The following is a 16,392-nucleotide window of genomic DNA, read 5'->3' as shown; positions in this document are numbered from 1 at the left end:
CATCCGTCCATTGCCCGCGCCGTACAGGCTCGATAGGCAGGGCACATGCCAGTAACCCAAGCCGATATCGACCTCGCGCACCGCCTCGCGGATGCCGCGGGCCACGTCATCCGACCCTATTTCCGCCACGAGCACGGCGTCGAGATCAAGGACGACCAGTCCCCCGTCACCCGCGCTGACCGCGAGGCCGAATCGGCGATGCGCCGGCTGCTCGACGCCGAACGCTCGGGCGACGGTATCGTCGGCGAGGAATTTGGCGAGAAGACCGGCGTCACCAACCGCAAATGGGTGCTCGATCCGATCGACGGCACGCGCAGCTTCACCGTCGGCCGCGCGATCTTCGGCACGCTGATCGCGCTGGTCGAGGATGGCTGGCCGGTGCTCGGGATCATCGACCAGCCGGTCCAGCGCGAACGCTGGGTCGGCGTCGCGGGGCGTCCGACGACGCTGAACGGCGTGCCGGTGCGCACCCGGGTCTGCCGCGAGCTGGCGGGATCGACGATCGCGACGACCAGCCCGCATCTGTTCGGCGAGGCGGACGTCCCGCATTATCTCGCGCTCGTCGCGGCGATTTCGGGTGGCAACCCGCGCCAGGGGCCGGTCTATGGCGGCGACTGCTATAATTACGGGCTGCTCGCGAGCGGTCACCTCGACGTCGTCTGCGAATCGGGTCTCCAGCTCTACGACTTCGCCGCGCTGGTCCCGGTCGTCGAAGGCGCCGGCGGGATGATGTGCGACTGGAACGGCGACCCGCTGACCGCGGCGAGCGAAGGCCATGTGCTCGCGATCGGCGATCCCGCTCGGCTGGACGACGTGCTCGAGGCGATGCACCGGATCACGGGTGATGCGCATGACCATGGCGGTCACGACCACTGAGAGCGTCTTGGTGGGAAGGCGGGCGTTACGCCTCGCACTCAGCCTGATATCCGTCATCCCGGCGAAAGCCGGGACCCACGGACACGGAACGGTCGCTAACCGCGCTGGCCGAAACCATGGGCCCCGGCGTTCGCCGGGGTGACGGGGGCCAGTAAGGTAAGGCGCGCGGCGTGGCCGCGACCAAAGCCGCCGCGCCGTTAGAAGATCCCGAGAAACTTCTTCTTCTGCCCCTTCTTCTCCGCCTCGGACGCCTTGCCGTCCTCGCCCTTGGCAGTCGTCCCGCGGCCGACATCGTCGCGGGTCTCGCCCTCGGTCGTCCGCTGCGCCTTTGCGGTCGCGCCGGCCAGCACCGGGCCGCACGCCGTGGCCTTCGCATCGCCGACATCCACGAACGCAAGCACACCCGCGACCGGCGTCGCCACCAGCGCGAGGCCCAGCCCGGTGCCGACGCGGGCGAGCAGGTCCTTCGAGACCACGCTCATCTTCGGTGCTGCGAACACGCCGCCGAACCCGACCGGCGACTGGCCTGCGAACAGGCTGAACTTCTTCGAATCGGCGCGGAAGGCGAGGTCGACCGCCTCGTTGCGGAAGCTGAACCCGCCGCGGCCGACGATCACGTTCTTCTTCGTGTCGATCAGGATCGGGTCTGCTGCCGCCACACCGCCGCGCACGGTGAAGCCGATCAGGCCGCAATTGACCTGGACCGGCTCGTCGAGCTTGCCCTGGAACATCCGCTGCGCGAACGTGCCGATGTCGAGCTCGGCGAGCTGGACGTTGCGCACCGACAGTGCGCCCGACGGCATCACGAACGCGATCCGGCCGCGTGACGACGCCAGCGAATCATGGATCGAATCACCGCGCCCGTCGAGCTTGATCCGCCCCTTGATCGTCCCGGTCGTCCCCGCCTCGGCAAGCCCATAGCCCTTGAGCAACCGCCCCATCGGCGTCGGCGCGAGGCGAATGTCGTAGGATACCGCGCTCGGCCGCGACCGTGTATCGAAGACCGCGTCGGAGGCGACATTGCCGCGCGCCATCGCAAACGTCAGCGGCGACAGCGCCAGCCGCCCGCGCTCGAGGTCGAGCGTCAGGTCGACGTTCGAGATCGGGATGTTCTTCGACCGGACCACGCCGATCGTCCATTTCAGGTCGGCATCGAAGATCTGCATCGTCTCGACCGGGAAATTCCCATCGGGCAACAGGCGTTGCGCGCCCGCGCCGGTCGCGGCGGCGGCCGCCACCGCGCCGCGGCTTTCGACGATGTCGGGATTGTAGCCGATGAACGGCGCGGCATCGACGATATCGAGGCTCTTGGTCGCCAGCACCGAATCGAGATGGATGCGTTCGCCATTGGTGATCGTCAGCTTGCCCGCCAGATCGGTCTTCCCCGCCACGCCGGTGATCCGCGTGAAATGATATTCCTCGCCCTGTTTCACGAGCTGCCCGCGCAGTCGATAGGTGCGTGTGTTCGGGATCGCGACGTCGATCACGCCGAGCAGGGTCGACAGGTTGGCGCCGCGCGCGGTCACCGCGAGTGGCACGTTCTCGACGTCCGCGATGCTCGGCAGCGTGCCGGCGACGTCGATCACGTTGCCCGCCGCGCGCATCCGCGCGACCAGCTTGTTCTGTCCCCGATTGGCGGTCGCGTCGGGCGACAGCAACTGCGCGGTCACCGTGAACGGCGTCTCGCGCAGCCGGCCGGTGCCCTTGAGGCCGACCGCGCGGCCGATCGTCGCATCGACAGAGCGGATATCGGCGACGTCGAGATTGGCGAGCACGCGCATCCGCGGGTCGAGATAGCGCACGCTCGTCCCCGTCACCGTCGCCACGTCGATCCGCGGGAATTCGAGCGGCTCGCCGCCCTTCTTGTCGCTGAACGTCCAGCTATTGGCGGTATGCGCGGCATTCCATTCGAGATCGACCGCGCCGTTGACCAGATCGAGCCAGTAGAGCCGCCGCTTGCCGAAGATCAGCGACAGCGGCGCGATCCGCGTGTCGAGCTTGTCCGCCTGGAACAGGTTGGGCCGACTCGCCCAGTCAGGGTTGGAGAGCGTGAAGCGCTCGGCATAGAATTTGATTCGGAACGGCGCGAAATAGAGCTGAAAATCGCCGCCGACGGTCACCGTCCGGTGGGTCATCGACCCGACGATCCGCTCGAACGGATGCTTCAGGAAGCGACCCTTGGTGATATAGAGTACCAGCCAGATCGCGGCGATCACCGCGACGATCCCGATCAGAATGTTGCGCAGGATCCGCCGTTTGCGCCTCTTCTGCGCCGCGGCGGGCGGGGGGGCGTCGATCGGCTGCGTCGGGCTGGCGTCCATGATAAGCCTATCGCATGGCGGGCGTAGCGGTTCCACTATGGTCGGATGCCGCATTAATCCGGGAATGCGACTTGAGATTTCGGACCGATGCGGGTATCGGCCCCGCTTCCTCGAAGGGATGCGCGTTCGACGAATCGCCCGGCCAGTGTGGGCTGCCGCGGCGATTTCAGCGTTTCCCTTCGTAACCGAAAGGATAAAAATGCCCAAGCTGAAGACCAAGAGCGGCGTCAAGAAGCGCTTCAAGCTCACCGCCACCGGCCTGCTCAAGCACGGCGTCGCCGGCAAGCGTCACCGTCTGGCGCATCACAACGGCAAGTACATCCGTCAGAACCGCGGCACCAAGCTGCTGTCCAAGGCCGATACCGCAGCAGTGAAGGCCTGGGCGCCTTACGGCCTGCGTTGAGCTGAGAAGGAATTAGACAATGGCACGCGTAAAACGGGGTGTTACCACCCGCGCCAAGCACAAGCGTATTTTGGTTCAGGCGAAGGGCTATTATGGCCGTCGCAAGAACACTATCCGCATCGCCCGTCAGGCCGTCGAAAAGGCCGGACAGTACGCATATCGTGACCGCAAGGTTAAGAAGCGCACGTTCCGTGGTCTGTGGATCCAGCGCATCAACGCCGGCGTCCGCGCCGAGGGTCTGACCTATTCGCAGTTCATGCACGGCGTGAAGCTGGCGGGTATCGAACTCGACCGGAAGGTCCTGGCCGACATCGCCATGCACGAGGGCGCAGCCTTCAGCGCGATCGTCGCACAGGCGAAGGCAGCACTTCCCCAGGCCGCGTAATCCGCGACTGAGGTTGGGTTTGAAAAGGGCGCCGGTGGGAAACCACCGGCGCCCTTTTTTGCGTTTGGGGCGGAGCGCAATTGAACGATGCGGAGCACCCGCCCCCTCCGTCATCCCGGCGAACGCCTCCCTTCCGTCATCCCGGCGAACGCCGGGACCCACGGTTACGGCGGACCCGGCGATAACGTGCTACCATCACCCGGCCCGCAACCATGGGTCCCGGCGTCCGCCGGGATGACGGAGCTAAGGACGCCAGAGGCGGGCGTAAACGGGGGAGCACCAAAAATGCGCGAAACCTTCCAGCCCTGCGTCTACATCCTCGCCTCCCGCCGCCGCGGCACGCTCTACGTCGGCGTCACCTCAAATCTGCTCGCGCGGCTGGTTCAGCACCGCGAGGGGTTGATCCCCGGCTTCACTCACCGGTACGGCATCAGGCGTCTCGCCTATTACGAGATGTTCGACACGATGGAGGCCGCGATCGTTCGCGAGAAGCGGCTGAAGGAGTGGCGAAGAGCGTGGAAGATCGAGCTGATCGAAGCGCACAACGAAAATTGGGACGATCTGGGTATCGGTTTGGGGCTGCCCCGCCTACCCGATCTGCCGACCGAACCCGCTCTGGGAGTATGACGTGACGCAAGACCTGAACCAGATGCGTGAACACATGTTGGCGGCGATCGCCGCGGCATCCGGCCTCGACGCGCTGGAGGCGTGCCGGGTCGAGGCGCTCGGCAAGCAGGGCACGATCACCGCGCTGCTGAAGACGCTCGGCAAGATGACCCCCGACGAGCGCCTCGTGCAGGGGCCGCTGATCCAGGGGCTGCGCGAGGCGGTCGCGAACGGCATCGCCGAACGGAAAGCGACGCTCGAACGCACCGCGCTCGACGCGCGCCTCGCCAGTGAAACGCTCGACATGACTCTCCCCGCCGACGCGCCCATGCCCGGCACGATCCACCCGGTCAGCCAGGTCATGGACGAACTCGCCGAGATCTTCGCCGACTTGGGCTTCGCGGTCGCGACCGGGCCCGAGATCGAAACCGACTGGCACAACTTCTCCGCGCTCAACATCCCCGAGACGCATCCGGCGCGCGCGATGCACGACACCTTCTATCTCCAGCAGGGGATCGACGCGAAGGCCGCGAGCACCGCCGACGAGAAGACGACCTTCTCGCTGCTCCGCACGCACACCTCGCCCGTCCAGATCCGCACGATGCTGAGCCAGAAGCCGCCGATCCGCATCATCGCGCCGGGCCGCACCTACCGCTCGGACTCGGACGCGACGCACACGCCGATGTTCCACCAGGTCGAGGGCCTCGTGATCGACAAGGGCATCACGCTCGGCCACCTGAAATGGACGCTCGAGACGTTCGTGAAGGCGTTCTTCGAGCGCGACGACATCGTGCTGCGGATGCGCCCGAGCTATTTCCCGTTCACCGAGCCCTCGGTCGAGATCGACGTCGGCTACACGCTGGTCAAGGGCAAGCGCGTCGTCGGCGGCGCGGAGCCCGATGGCTGGCTCGAGATCCTTGGCTCGGGCATGGTCCACCGCAAGGTGATCGAGGCGTGCGGGCTCGATCCCGACGAGTGGCAGGGCTTCGCGTTCGGCTGCGGGATCGACCGGCTTGCGATGCTCAAATACGGCATGGACGACCTCCGCCCGTTCTTCGACGGCGATATCCGCTGGCTGAAACATTATGGTTTCTCGAGCCTCGACGTCCCCACTTTGTCGGCAGGAGTCGGCGCATGAAGTTCACGCTCAGCTGGCTCAAGCAGCACCTCGACACCACCGCCACGCTCGACCAGATCGTCGACGCGCTCACGCGTATCGGCCTCGAAGTCGAAGGCGTCGAGAACCCCGGCGAGAAGCTCGCCGCGTTCAAGATCGCCAAGGTGCTCAGCGCCGAACGCCATCCGCAGGCCGACAAGCTCCAGATCCTGTCGGTCGACGCCGGTGACGGCCCGCTCCAGGTCGTCTGCGGCGCGCCCAACGCACGCGCCGGGCTGGTCGGCGTGTTCGGGGCGCCCGGCGCCTACGTCCCCGGTCTCGACGTGACGCTCAAGCTCGCGAGCATCCGCGGCGTCGAATCGAACGGCATGATGTGCTCGACGCGCGAGCTGGAGCTCGGCGAGGATCATGACGGCATCATCGAACTGCCCGAGGACGCGCCGATCGGCACGCCCTATCCCGACTATGCCGGGCTCACCGATCCCGTCATCGACGTTGCGATCACCCCCAACCGCCAGGACTGCATGGGCGTACGCGGCATAGCCCGCGATCTCGCCGCGGCGGGGATGGGCACGCTCACACCGCTGATCTTCGATCCCATCGTCACCGATGGGGCAGGGCCATCGGTCCGCACCGAGGATGCGGCGGGCTGCCCCGCCTTCTTCGCGCAGACCGTCACCGGCGTCACCAACGGCGACTCGCCCGACTGGATGCGGCGCAGCCTGCTCGCGATCGGCCAGAAGCCGATCTCCGCGCTGGTCGACATCACCAATTACCTGATGATCGACCTCGGCCGCCCGCTCCACGTCTATGATCGCGCCAAGCTGTCGGGCGGCCTCGTCGCGCGGAAAGCGAAGGACGGCGAACAGGTCGTCGCGCTCAACGGCAAGACCTACACGCTCGACGCCAGCATGACCGTCATCGCCGACGATACCGCCGTGCACGACATCGGCGGCATCATGGGCGGCGAGCATTCGGGCGTCTCGGCGGACACCACCGACGTGCTGATCGAATGCGCCTATTTCGATCCCGACCACATCGCGCGCACCGGCCAGAAGCTCACGCTCACCTCCGACGCGCGCAGCCGTTTCGAACGCGGCGTCGATCCGGCGTTCCTCGACGACGGCCTCGCGATCGCCACCGCGCTCGTGCTCCACGTATGCGGCGGCACCGCGAGTGACGTCACGCGCTCGGGCGAAGCACCGTCGGAGCCGCGCGTGATCCATTACGACCCGCGCCTCAGCGCGGATCTCGGCGGGCTACACGTCGCGCCCGAACGCCAGGCACGTACGCTGTTGTCGCTCGGCTTCACGATCGGTGCGATCAAGAGCGCGGATGCGTTCAGCGACGCGCTGTTCTCGACGATCGAGGGCAAATGGCCGGTCACGGTCCCGAGCTGGCGCCGCGACGTCGACGGCCCCGCCGACCTCGTCGAGGAAGTCGTCCGGATCGAGGGCATCGACAGCATCCCCTCGACGCCGCTGCCGCGCATGCCCGGCGTCGCCAAGCCGACCGCCACGCCCGAGCAGAAGCTCGAACGCCGCGCACGCCGCGCCGCCGCCGCCCGCGGCCTCGACGAAGCGGTGACGTGGAGCTTCCTCTCCGACGCCGAGGCCGCACCGTTCGGTGGCGGCGCGTGGACGCTCGCCAACCCGATCAGCGAAGACCTCAAGGTCATGCGCCCCTCGCTGCTCCCCGGCCTGCTCGCCGCGACCGGCCGCAACCTCAAGCGCGGCCAGCAAAGCGTCCGCCTGTTCGAGATCGGTCGCCGCTACCTCGCCGAGGCCGAACGCGCGACGCTCGGCGTGGTGCTGGCGGGCGACCGCCGCCCGCGCGGCTGGCGCGACGGCAAGGCCGCGAGCTTCGACGCCTATGATGCGAAGGCCGAAGCGCTGGCACTGCTCGCCGCCTCGGGCGCACCCGTCGACAATCTCCAGGTCATGGGGGAGGCGGGTGATGCCTGGCATCCGGGTCAGTCGGGCACGCTCCGGCTCGGGCCGAAGACGGTGCTGGCGAGCTTCGGCATGCTGCATCCGCTGGTGCTCAAGGCGTTCGACCTCGACGGCGCGGTCGCTGCGGTCGAAGTCTATCTCGACGCGATCCCGCCCAAGCGCGCCTCTGGCTTCGCGCGCCCGGCCTACACGCCGCCGGCGTTGCAGGCCGTCCGCCGCGACTTCGCGTTCCTCGTGCCGGCGGCGCTCGCCACCGACGCGCTGGTCCGCGCGGTCAAGGGCGCCGACAAGGCTGCGATCGTCTCGGCGCGCGTGTTCGACGTGTTCACCGGGCAGGGCGTCGAGGACGGCCACAAGTCGGTCGCGGTCGAAATCGTCCTGCAACCCACCGCCAAGAGCTTCACCGACGAGGAGCTGAAGGCGGTCGCGGACAAGGTCGTCGCGGCAGCGGCCAAGCAGGGCGCGAGCCTGCGCGTCTGAGCGTCTCCTCACCCTCCAACACCACCCCGGCGAAGGCCGGGGCCCAGCTGGGGAACGGGAGTAACGGCGGACAGTCCCTCGTTACTTCCACCTTTCCAACTGGACCCCGGCCTTCGCCGGGGAGGTGCCGGCGGGCTGTCCGATGAGCGTTTTGAAGACCCGCGCGTTCGACCACGAAGGAAGGACCCCAATGACCGACCTGATCACGATCGCCAACGACCACCTCACCGCGCAGATCAACCCGCTGGGCGCCGAACTCACGTCGCTCAAGGACGCGGCCGGCCGCGAGCTGATGACCAACGCCGACCCGGCCTATTGGACCGGTCACGCACCGATCCTCTTCCCCGTCGTCGGTCGCCCCTACCGCGACACGATCCGCGTCGACGGCGCCGAATATTCGATGAAGCAGCACGGCTTCGCACGGCGCATGGTGTTCTCGGTGTCCGAACAGCAGCCCGGATCGGTCGCCTTCACGCTCGAGGCGACGCCCGAGACGCGTGCGGTCTATCCGTTCGATTTCCGGCTGACGGTGACGTTCGCGCTGGTCGACGCGACGCTGAGCGTCGACGTCGCGATCACCAACCCCGCCTCACAGCCGCTGCCGGCGAGCTTCGGCTTCCACCCCGCCTTCGCCTGGCCGCTGCCTTACGGGCACGATCGCGCCGACCACCGTATCGTCTTCTCGGCCGACGAGCCCGATTCGCTGCGCATGATCGCCGACGACGGCACGATCGCGGGGGGGGAGCGGCCCTCGCCGCTGGAGGGGCGGACGCTGCGCCTGCGGGACGCGCTGTTCGCGAAGGATGCGCTGGTCTGGGATTCGGTCCGGTCGGACTCGGTCACCTACGGCGCCGAGACCGGCCCGCAGCTGCGGATCGACTTCCCCAATACGCCGATGCTCGGCATCTGGACCAAGCCCGGCGCCGCCTATGTCTGTGTCGAGCCGTGGCACGGCATCGCCGACCCCGAAGGCTATGACGGCGACTTCCGTGCCAAGCCTGGCGTGTTCGAGATAGCGCCGGGTGCCACCAAGCGCATTGCGCTCTACGTAACGCTGATCCGCTAAAAGCCCCTCCCCTTCAGGGGAGGGGTTGGGGTGGGGGCGACCCGCAAGCGCCGCGCTCGTGGTTAGGCCCCACCCCCAGCCCCTCCCCTGAAGGGGAGGGGAGCATCAACTCTATCGCCACCTCTGTCCTACACGCCCCGCATCTGCCAATAGCACGCGATGATCGCTGCATGCCGCCTCCTCCCGCTCCCGCTGCGTCCCGCGCGGGGAGGGGATTCCGAGCGGTACGTAGCCTGAACTTCTTTAACTTCCGAGCCCCGGCTCGGCTCCCCGGACCCACGCCATGACCCAATTTCCCCGCCGCACCTTCGCGATCATCTCGCATCCCGACGCCGGCAAGACCACGCTGACCGAAAAGCTGCTCTATTTCGGCGGCGCGATCCATCTCGCGGGCGAGGTGAAGGCGCGCGGCCAGAACCGCCGTGCGCGCTCCGACTGGATGAAGATCGAGCAGCAGCGCGGCATCTCGGTCACGTCGTCGGTGATGACGTTCGAACGCCAGGGAATCACCTTCAACCTGCTCGACACGCCGGGCCATGAGGACTTTTCCGAGGACACCTACCGCACGCTGACCGCGGTCGACTCGGCCGTCATGGTGATCGACGCCGCCAAGGGCATCGAGCCGCAGACGCGCAAGCTGTTCGAGGTCTGCCGCCTGCGCAACGTGCCGATCATCACCTTCGTCAACAAGGTCGACCGCGAGGGGCGCGACCCGTTCTCGCTGCTCGACGAGGTGGCCGAGATGCTTCAGCTCGACGTCTGCCCGATGAGCTGGCCGGTCGGCATGGGCGGCGAGTTCGAGGGCGTGTACGACCTCTACGCCAACACTTTGAGCCGCCCCGAAGGCGACAGCCGCGAATTCATGGGCAAGGCGATCCCGTTCGCCGGCATCGACGACCCGGAATTGGCCAAGATCCTCAGCCCCGAAGCGATGATCCGCCTGAACGACGAAGCCGAACTCGCACAGGGCGGCTATTCGAGCTTCGATGCCGACGCCTATCGCGCAGGCAATCTGACGCCGGTGTATTTCGGCTCGGCGCTCAAGGACTTCGGCGTTGCCGAGCTGATCGCCGCGCTCGCCGACTATGCGCCGCCCCCGCGCGCGCAGCCCGCCGAGCCCGCCCCCATCTCCCCCGACGAGCCCGAAGTGACCGGCTTCGTGTTCAAGGTGCAGGCGAACATGGATCCGAACCACCGCGACCGGATCGCGTTCATGCGGCTGTGCTCGGGCGTGTTCAAGCGCGGCATGAAGCTGACGCCCACGGGCCACGGCAAGCCGATCGCGGTCCACTCGCCGATCCTGTTCTTCGCGCAGAACCGAGAGCTTGCGGACGAGGCGTTCCCCGGCGACATCATCGGCATCCCCAACCACGGCACGCTGCGCGTCGGCGATACGCTGAGCGAACGCGCCGCGATCCGCTTCACCGGCCTGCCGAACTTCGCGCCCGAAATCCTGCGCCGCGTCGTGCTGAAGGATTTCACCAAGACCAAGCAATTGCGGAAAGCGCTCGACGACATGGCCGAGGAGGGGGTGACTCAGGTCTTCTACCCCGACATCGGCTCGAACTGGATCATCGGCGTGGTGGGGCAGCTTCAGCTCGAAGTGCTGCTCTCGCGTCTCGACGCGGAGTACAAGGTCGCGGCCGGGCTAGAGCCTGCGCCGTACGAGACCGCGCGCTGGATATCGGCGGAGGACCCGCAGGAGCTCAAGACCTTCGCCGAGATCAACCGCGGCGCGATGGCGAAGGATCGCGACGGGAACCCGGTGTTCCTCGCCAAGAGCGCGTGGGAGGTGAACTACATCGCCGACCGCTATGCGAAGATCCGCTTCGCCGCGACCCGCGAACGGTAAGGGACCGCCATCGATCGTCATCCCCGCCCGCGCGAGTATGACGAACCGGCAGGCATGCGGATCAATCCGCGGCCAGGGCCTCGGCAAGCATGTCGCGGATCGCGCGCAGTGCCGTGATCGGCGTCTCGGCGGGCGCAACGATCTCGGGAGCGACCGCGGGCGGTGCGCCCTTTTCGGCGGCCAGCAGCTGCTGGACGCCGCGCACGGTATAGCCGTCGCGATTGAGCAGCTGGTCGATCCGGCGCACCAGCGCGACGTCCTCGACGCGGTAATAGCGACGATTCCCGGCACGCTGGAGCGGTCGGAGCTGGGGAAAACGCGTTTCCCAATAGCGCAGGATATGCTGTGGCAAGCCGGTATCGTTCGACAGTTCGCCGATGGTCCGGAATGCGGTACTGGCCTTGCCGGAAGTGTCCGGCATCGCGTGCCTCAGCCTGCGCCGACGATGCGTTCGCGCATCATCTGGCTCGCGCGGAACGTCAGCACGCGGCGCGGTGCGATCGGCACCTCGACGCCCGTCTTGGGGTTGCGACCGATGCGCTCGCCCTTGTCGCGCAGGACGAACGTACCGAAGCCCGAAATCTTGACATTCTGCCCGCTGGTCAGCGCTTCGCACATCTCGGTCAGGATCTGTTCGACGACTTTTGAAGCATCCGATCGCGAAAGTCCGATTTCGCGATGAAGCGATTCGGCTAGATCGGCTCGTGTCAGCGTACCCGTCATTGTCATTCCGAAACTCCCACACCCATTGCGGTACCTACACAAGCAGCGTGATCATCGGAAGAGCTTTATCGGACAAATTGCAACTGGCTTTCAGTTGCGTTTAGAAGCGGATGACCGCCGCACCCCAAGTAAAGCCGCCACCCATCGCCTCGAGCACGACGATCTGGCCCTGCTGGATCCGTCCGTCACGGACCGCCACGTCGAGCGCGAGCGGCACCGACGCCGCGGAGGTGTTGGCATGCTGGTCGACGGTGACGACGACGCGCTCGGGGGCGAGGCCCAGCTTGCGCGCGGTCGCGTCGAGGATCCGGGCATTCGCCTGATGCGGTACGACCCAGTCGACCTGGTCCGCGGACAAGCCCGCCATCGCCAGCGATTCGGTCATGACGGCGGCAAGGTTGGTCACCGCGTGACGAAACACCTCGCGGCCCTTCATCCTGAGCTTGCCGACCGTCCCGGTCGTCGAGACCCCGCCATCGACATAGAGAAGCTGGTTGTGCCGCCCGTCGGCATGCAGCTTGGTGGTCAGGATCCCGCGACCGCCCGCGTCGGCGGTGTCCTGCGCCTCGAGCACGATCGCGCCCGCACCGTCGCCGAACAGGACGCAGGTCGTGCGATCCTCCCAGTCGAGGATCCGGCTGAACGTCTCGGCGCCGATCACCAGCGCGCGCTTGGCGACGCCGCTGCGAATCATGCTGTCGACGACCTGGACCGCGTAGAGAAAGCCCGAACAGACCGCGGCGACGTCGAACGCGACGCAGTCGTCGATCCCGAGCATCGCCTGCACCTTGGTCGCGCTGGCGGGGAAGGTCTGGTCGGGCGTCGCGGTGGCGAGCACGATCAGGTCGATGTCCTGCGCGTCTACGCCGGCTGCAGCGAGAGCCGCGCGGCAGGCATCCGCCGCCAGAGTCGCGGTCGTCTCGCCTTCGCCGGCGATATGGCGGAACCGGATGCCGGTGCGCTCGACGATCCATTCGTCGCTGGTGTCGACCTGTTCCGCCAGCTGCGCATTCGAGACGCGACGGACCGGCAGGGCCGATCCGGTGCCGGTAATGACCGAACGGATCATGCGGCTTCCTTGACGTTGCCCAGATCGTCGCTGATCCGGCGGACGAGGTCGTTTCTCACCATCTTGGCGGCATTGCCGATCGCCGTCGCCACGCCGCGCTCATTGGCGCCGCCATGGCTTTTGACGACGATGCCGTTGAGCCCGAGAAAGACCGCGCCGTTGTGATTATTGGGATCGAGATGATCGCGCAGCAATTCGGTCGCGGGCTTGGAGATCAGGAAGCCGAGCTTCGACCGGACCGAGCTGCGGAACGCGCGCTTGAGCAGGTCGGCGACGAATCGCGCGGTGCCCTCGGCGGTCTTGAGCGCGATATTGCCCGAAAAGCCGTCGCATACGACGACATCGACATCGCCACGCGACAGCCGGTCGCCTTCGATGAAGCCGGTGAAGTCCATGTCGAGCTTGGGCGTCGCGCGCAGCATGGCGGCGGCCTCGCGAATCTCGTCGGTGCCCTTCATGTCCTCGCTGCCGATATTGAGCAGCGCGACACGTGGGTGGGCGATGTCGAGTGCGGTCCGTGCATAGGCGCCGCCCATGATCGCGAACTGGACGAGGTTGCGCGCATCGCACTCGGTATTCGCACCAAGGTCGAGCATCACCATGTCGGTGTCGCCAAGCGTCGGGAGACGCGCGGCGAGCGCCGGGCGATCGATACCCGGCAGGGTCCTGAGCGACAGCTTGGCCATCGCCATCAGCGCGCCGGTATTGCCGCTCGAGACCGCGGCTGCGGCACGCCCCTTTTTGACGAGATCGATGGCGATGCCCATCGATGTCGTCTTGGCGCGACGAATCGCCTGGCTCGGCTTGTCGCTCGAGCCAACCACCTCGGGGGCGTGGACGATCTCGGAGTTGAGTTCGAGATTCGGATGGGCTTTCAGCCCGTCGCGAATCGCGGTTTCGTCACCGACCAGCAGGAAATGCATGCCGTCAAACTGGCGTCGCGCACGCGCGACACCCGCCAGCATTACCGCCAGCCCGTCATCGCCACCCATCGCATCGACGGCGATCCAGGCGCTGTCGGGCATGCTCACGTCCTTCGCTCAGGTAAGGGCTCAGCCCTCGACCGAAAGGATTTCGCGACCGTTATAGTGGCCGCAAGACGTGCAGAGGTTGTGCGGGCGCTTGAGTTCGCCACAGTTCGGGCACTCCTGAAATGCCGCGATCGTCAGCGAATCGTGGCCACGGCGCATGCCGCGCTTGGAGGGCGAGGTTTTTCTCTTGGGGACGGCCATTTCGGCACCTTGTTCTTTATAAAGGTCGGGGCTCCGATAGGCCCGGACGAAGGAGTCGGCAACCGACTGTTAAGGTCGGCCGCGTGAGCTACCATACGGCCTGACGCATCGCGAAGCGTGGCGCTATAGCGATAATCGCCTGCGTTGCAAGCATGGTGGCACAGTGGCACGACCCGCGCACACCGGAAACATCGAGGAATAAGCTGCATGATCCTGCCCGTAACCCTGACGATCGCCGCCGCGGCCGCGGTCATCAATCTCTGGCTGGCCTTCCGGATCGTGCCGACTCGCCTCAAGGACAATGTCCTGTTGGGCGACAATGGCAATCCGGTCCTCCAGGGGCGGATGCGGGCGCAGGCGAACTTCGTCGAATATGCGCCCTTCATCCTGATCCTGTTCGCGCTGATCGAACTGGGCGGCGGATCGCTCCGTTGGTTGTGGATCGCGGGAGTCGTTTTCGTTGTCGCGCGAATCGCGCACGCCTTCGGCATGGACAAGACGACGTCGAACCTGCCGCGCGCCGGTGGCGCACTCGCAACCTGGGCGCTGATGGCGCTGCTCGCGGGCTGGGCGCTCGCGATCGCCTATCAGGCCGGTGCCACGCCGTCGGTCACGACGTTCCAGACCGCACCGATCGAGGGTCGCGCATGAGCATCGTCCGGAATGTCGCCGCCCTCCTCGCCACGCCGATGCTGCTCGCGGTCGCGACGCCCGGCCTTGCGAAGGACGGCCCGGCGCAGGATGCCATCTCGCCCGAGCGCCTGTCCGCCGATGTCAGGACGCTGGCGTCGGACGCGTTCGAGGGGCGGGCACCGGGAACCGCGGGCGAAACCAGGACGATCGACTGGCTCATCGCGCAGTTCAAGGCGATGAAGCTGTCGCCGGGCGGGCCGGACGGCAGCTGGACGCAGGCGGTGCCGCTGGTCCACACGCGCCTGGGGCAGGGCAGCGTGCGCGCCGGGGCCACGCCGCTGGTCCAGGGCCGCGACGTCTATCTCAGCACGGTGCGCGGGGTCGACCGCGTCGCGATCGCCGACGCGCCGATGGTCTTTGTCGGCTACGGCGTCACCGCGCCCGAACGCGGCTGGGACGACTTCAAGGGTCTCGACCTGAAGGGCAAGGTCGCGGTCTTCCTGGTCAACGACCCCGATTTCGAGGCGGTGGCGGGCGACGATGCCAAGGGCCGGTTCGGCGATCGCCGCATGACCTATTACGGGCGCTGGACCTACAAGTTCGAGGAGGCCGCGCGGCGTGGCGCGGTGGCGGCGCTGATCGTCCACGACACCCCGGGTGCCGGTTATGGCTGGGCGACGGTCACCGCACCCGCGGGCGAGAATTACGATATCGTGCGCGAGGATCCGGCCTCGCGCGTGCTGCTGCAGGGGTGGATCGAAGGGGCCGCCGCAATCCGGCTCTTTGCCGCCTCCGGTCAGGACCTCGCCACGTTGCGCAAGGCCGCGCGACGCAGCGATTTCCGCCCCGTCGCGCTGAAGCAGCGGTTCACGACCGACCTTCCCGTTCGTCATGACACGGCGGAGAGCCGCAACGTGCTGGCGATGCTGCCCGGCAAGACCCGTCCCGACGAAGTGGTGATGTTCGGGGCGCACTGGGATGCGTATGGCGTCGGCGCGCCCGATGCGCAGGGCCGCACGATCCGCCCGGGTGCCAATGACGACGCGCTCGGCGTCGCGGGCGTGCTCGGTCTTGCCCGCAGCTTCGCCGCCGCGCCGCGCACCGACCGCAGCCTCGTCTTCGCGTTGTGGAGCGGGGAGGAGCGGGGGCTGCTCGGGTCGGAAACCTATGCGGTGAAACCGGTCTATCCCGCGGCGAAGACGGTCGCCAATCTGACGCTCGACATTCTCCAGACGGCAGGGCCGGCGCGCGACGTCCTGCTGGTCGGCGCGGGCCAGAACAGCCTCGAGGACATGCTGGGCGATGCCGCGAAGGCGCAGGGCCGCGTCGTGACTCCCGAAGCGCTCCCCGAACGGGGGCTGTTCTACCGCGCAGATCATTTCTCGGTCGCACGGCGCGGCGTGCCGACGCTGTTGCTGATGGCGATCAGCGGCGCGTCCGACCTCGTGACGGGTGGTCGCCCGGCGGGGCAGGCGTGGCTCGACGGCTATATGAAATGCTATCACCAGACGTGCGACGCCTGGAGTGCGGACTGGGATCTGCGCGGCGCGGCGCAGGATGTCGGTCTGTTCCAGACGATCGGCACGCAGCTGGCGAACAGCCGGCTCTGGCCGGAGTGGCGCGACGAATCGGAGTTCAAGTCGGTTCGGGCTGAAAGCGCGGGTGAGCGGGAGTAGG

16 protein-coding genes are annotated in these 16,392 nt (G+C 67.2%); 10 read left to right on the top strand and 6 right to left on the bottom strand.

Annotated features, from left to right (window positions below; translation table 11 throughout):
- The first annotated feature begins 45 nt into the window (after positions 1-45).
- Entirely contained in the window at positions 46-876 is an 831-nt protein-coding gene (locus tag IFS44_RS07505; RefSeq protein ID WP_031439308.1) for an inositol monophosphatase family protein, read from the top strand.
- A 197-nt stretch (positions 877-1,073) separates the two neighbouring features.
- On the opposite strand, the gene IFS44_RS07500 is transcribed toward IFS44_RS07505, so the two are convergent.
- On the bottom strand, positions 1,074-3,197 hold the full coding sequence (locus tag IFS44_RS07500) for an AsmA family protein (protein ID WP_192098047.1): 2,124 nt from the start codon (positions 3,195-3,197) through the stop codon (positions 1,074-1,076).
- A 199-nt stretch (positions 3,198-3,396) separates the two neighbouring features.
- Here IFS44_RS07500 and rpmI point away from each other — a divergent pair, with 199 nt between their 5' ends.
- The 7 genes from rpmI (at position 3,397) to IFS44_RS07465 (ending at position 11,058) form a co-directional block, all read left to right on the top strand.
- The gene (gene rpmI, locus IFS44_RS07495) at positions 3,397-3,600 is read left to right on the top strand and encodes a 50S ribosomal protein L35 (RefSeq protein ID WP_031395289.1); all 204 of its coding nucleotides are present in this window, start codon (positions 3,397-3,399) and stop codon (positions 3,598-3,600) included.
- Between the two features lie 19 nt (positions 3,601-3,619).
- Positions 3,620-3,985, top strand: coding sequence for a 50S ribosomal protein L20 (rplT, locus tag IFS44_RS07490; protein WP_031395288.1), 366 nt, complete (start codon positions 3,620-3,622; stop codon positions 3,983-3,985).
- A 285-nt stretch (positions 3,986-4,270) separates the two neighbouring features.
- Positions 4,271-4,612, top strand: coding sequence for a GIY-YIG nuclease family protein (locus IFS44_RS07485; protein WP_192098046.1), 342 nt, complete (start codon positions 4,271-4,273; stop codon positions 4,610-4,612).
- Between the two features lie 22 nt (positions 4,613-4,634).
- Entirely contained in the window at positions 4,635-5,729 is a 1,095-nt protein-coding gene (gene pheS / locus IFS44_RS07480; protein ID WP_192098201.1) for a phenylalanine--tRNA ligase subunit alpha, read from the top strand.
- Complete coding sequence (gene pheT / locus IFS44_RS07475) at positions 5,726-8,140, top strand: phenylalanine--tRNA ligase subunit beta (RefSeq protein ID WP_192098045.1); 2,415 nt, start codon at positions 5,726-5,728, stop codon at positions 8,138-8,140. Before pheS ends, pheT begins: the two co-directional genes overlap by 4 nt.
- Before the next feature lie 190 nt (positions 8,141-8,330).
- A complete protein-coding gene (locus IFS44_RS07470; RefSeq protein WP_192098044.1) occupies positions 8,331-9,206 on the top strand; it encodes an aldose 1-epimerase family protein in 876 nt (291 codons plus the stop codon).
- A 283-nt stretch (positions 9,207-9,489) separates the two neighbouring features.
- On the top strand, positions 9,490-11,058 hold the full coding sequence (locus tag IFS44_RS07465; protein WP_192098043.1) for a peptide chain release factor 3: 1,569 nt from the start codon (positions 9,490-9,492) through the stop codon (positions 11,056-11,058).
- A 61-nt stretch (positions 11,059-11,119) separates the two neighbouring features.
- Here the strand turns inward: IFS44_RS07465 and IFS44_RS07460 are convergent, their stop codons facing one another.
- From IFS44_RS07460 to rpmF, 5 genes are all read right to left on the bottom strand, one after another.
- The gene (locus tag IFS44_RS07460) at positions 11,120-11,479 is read right to left on the bottom strand and encodes a MerR family transcriptional regulator (protein WP_192069422.1); all 360 of its coding nucleotides are present in this window, start codon (positions 11,477-11,479) and stop codon (positions 11,120-11,122) included.
- Positions 11,480-11,487: 8 nt separating this feature from the next.
- Positions 11,488-11,787, bottom strand: coding sequence for an integration host factor subunit alpha (locus IFS44_RS07455; RefSeq protein WP_031395326.1), 300 nt, complete (start codon positions 11,785-11,787; stop codon positions 11,488-11,490).
- A gap of 94 nt (positions 11,788-11,881) precedes the next feature.
- Positions 11,882-12,850, bottom strand: coding sequence for a beta-ketoacyl-ACP synthase III (locus IFS44_RS07450; RefSeq protein WP_192098042.1), 969 nt, complete (start codon positions 12,848-12,850; stop codon positions 11,882-11,884).
- Positions 12,847-13,875 carry a phosphate acyltransferase PlsX gene (gene plsX, locus IFS44_RS07445; RefSeq protein WP_031395324.1) on the bottom strand — a complete coding sequence of 343 codons (1,029 nt, stop codon included), beginning with the start codon at positions 13,873-13,875 and terminating at the stop codon, positions 12,847-12,849. Before plsX ends, IFS44_RS07450 begins: the two co-directional genes overlap by 4 nt.
- A 27-nt stretch (positions 13,876-13,902) precedes the next feature.
- Entirely contained in the window at positions 13,903-14,082 is a 180-nt protein-coding gene (rpmF, locus tag IFS44_RS07440) for a 50S ribosomal protein L32 (protein ID WP_031438822.1), read from the bottom strand.
- A 207-nt stretch (positions 14,083-14,289) separates the two neighbouring features.
- Between rpmF and IFS44_RS07435 the strand changes: the two genes are divergently transcribed.
- A complete protein-coding gene (locus IFS44_RS07435) occupies positions 14,290-14,733 on the top strand; it encodes an MAPEG family protein (RefSeq protein ID WP_192098041.1) in 444 nt (147 codons plus the stop codon).
- A 38-nt stretch (positions 14,734-14,771) separates the two neighbouring features.
- Positions 14,772-16,391, top strand: a complete 1,620-nt coding sequence (locus IFS44_RS07430; protein WP_192098200.1) for a M28 family metallopeptidase — start codon at positions 14,772-14,774, stop codon at positions 16,389-16,391.
- The last annotated feature ends 1 nt before the right edge of the window (position 16,392 follow it).

It is taken from the genome of Sphingomonas sp. CFBP 13706, assembly GCF_014842355.1.
In the GTDB taxonomy this organism is placed as follows: Bacteria; Pseudomonadota; Alphaproteobacteria; order Sphingomonadales; family Sphingomonadaceae; genus Sphingomonas; species Sphingomonas aerolata.
This window is presented reverse-complemented; position numbering and strand designations above follow the sequence as displayed.

Excerpts from the sequence above, each read along its gene's own strand:
- rpmI (WP_031395289.1), top strand. The coding sequence starts at position 3,397 with ATGCCCAAGCTGAAGACCAAGAGCGGCGTCAAGAAGCGCTTCAAGCTC.
- IFS44_RS07455 (WP_031395326.1), bottom strand. The coding sequence starts at position 11,787 with ATGACAATGACGGGTACGCTGACACGAGCCGATCTAGCCGAATCGCTT.
- IFS44_RS07460 (WP_192069422.1), bottom strand. The coding sequence starts at position 11,479 with ATGCCGGACACTTCCGGCAAGGCCAGTACCGCATTCCGGACCATCGGC.
- IFS44_RS07505 (WP_031439308.1), top strand. The coding sequence starts at position 46 with ATGCCAGTAACCCAAGCCGATATCGACCTCGCGCACCGCCTCGCGGAT.
- pheT (WP_192098045.1), top strand. The coding sequence starts at position 5,726 with ATGAAGTTCACGCTCAGCTGGCTCAAGCAGCACCTCGACACCACCGCC.
- IFS44_RS07470 (WP_192098044.1), top strand. The coding sequence starts at position 8,331 with ATGACCGACCTGATCACGATCGCCAACGACCACCTCACCGCGCAGATC.
- plsX (WP_031395324.1), bottom strand. The coding sequence starts at position 13,875 with ATGCCCGACAGCGCCTGGATCGCCGTCGATGCGATGGGTGGCGATGAC.
- pheS (WP_192098201.1), top strand. The coding sequence starts at position 4,635 with ATGCGTGAACACATGTTGGCGGCGATCGCCGCGGCATCCGGCCTCGAC.
- IFS44_RS07435 (WP_192098041.1), top strand. The coding sequence starts at position 14,290 with ATGATCCTGCCCGTAACCCTGACGATCGCCGCCGCGGCCGCGGTCATC.
- IFS44_RS07465 (WP_192098043.1), top strand. The coding sequence starts at position 9,490 with ATGACCCAATTTCCCCGCCGCACCTTCGCGATCATCTCGCATCCCGAC.
- rpmF (WP_031438822.1), bottom strand. The coding sequence starts at position 14,082 with ATGGCCGTCCCCAAGAGAAAAACCTCGCCCTCCAAGCGCGGCATGCGC.
- IFS44_RS07500 (WP_192098047.1), bottom strand. The coding sequence starts at position 3,197 with ATGGACGCCAGCCCGACGCAGCCGATCGACGCCCCCCCGCCCGCCGCG.
- IFS44_RS07485 (WP_192098046.1), top strand. The coding sequence starts at position 4,271 with ATGCGCGAAACCTTCCAGCCCTGCGTCTACATCCTCGCCTCCCGCCGC.
- rplT (WP_031395288.1), top strand. The coding sequence starts at position 3,620 with ATGGCACGCGTAAAACGGGGTGTTACCACCCGCGCCAAGCACAAGCGT.
- IFS44_RS07430 (WP_192098200.1), top strand. The coding sequence starts at position 14,772 with ATGCTGCTCGCGGTCGCGACGCCCGGCCTTGCGAAGGACGGCCCGGCG.
- IFS44_RS07450 (WP_192098042.1), bottom strand. The coding sequence starts at position 12,850 with ATGATCCGTTCGGTCATTACCGGCACCGGATCGGCCCTGCCGGTCCGT.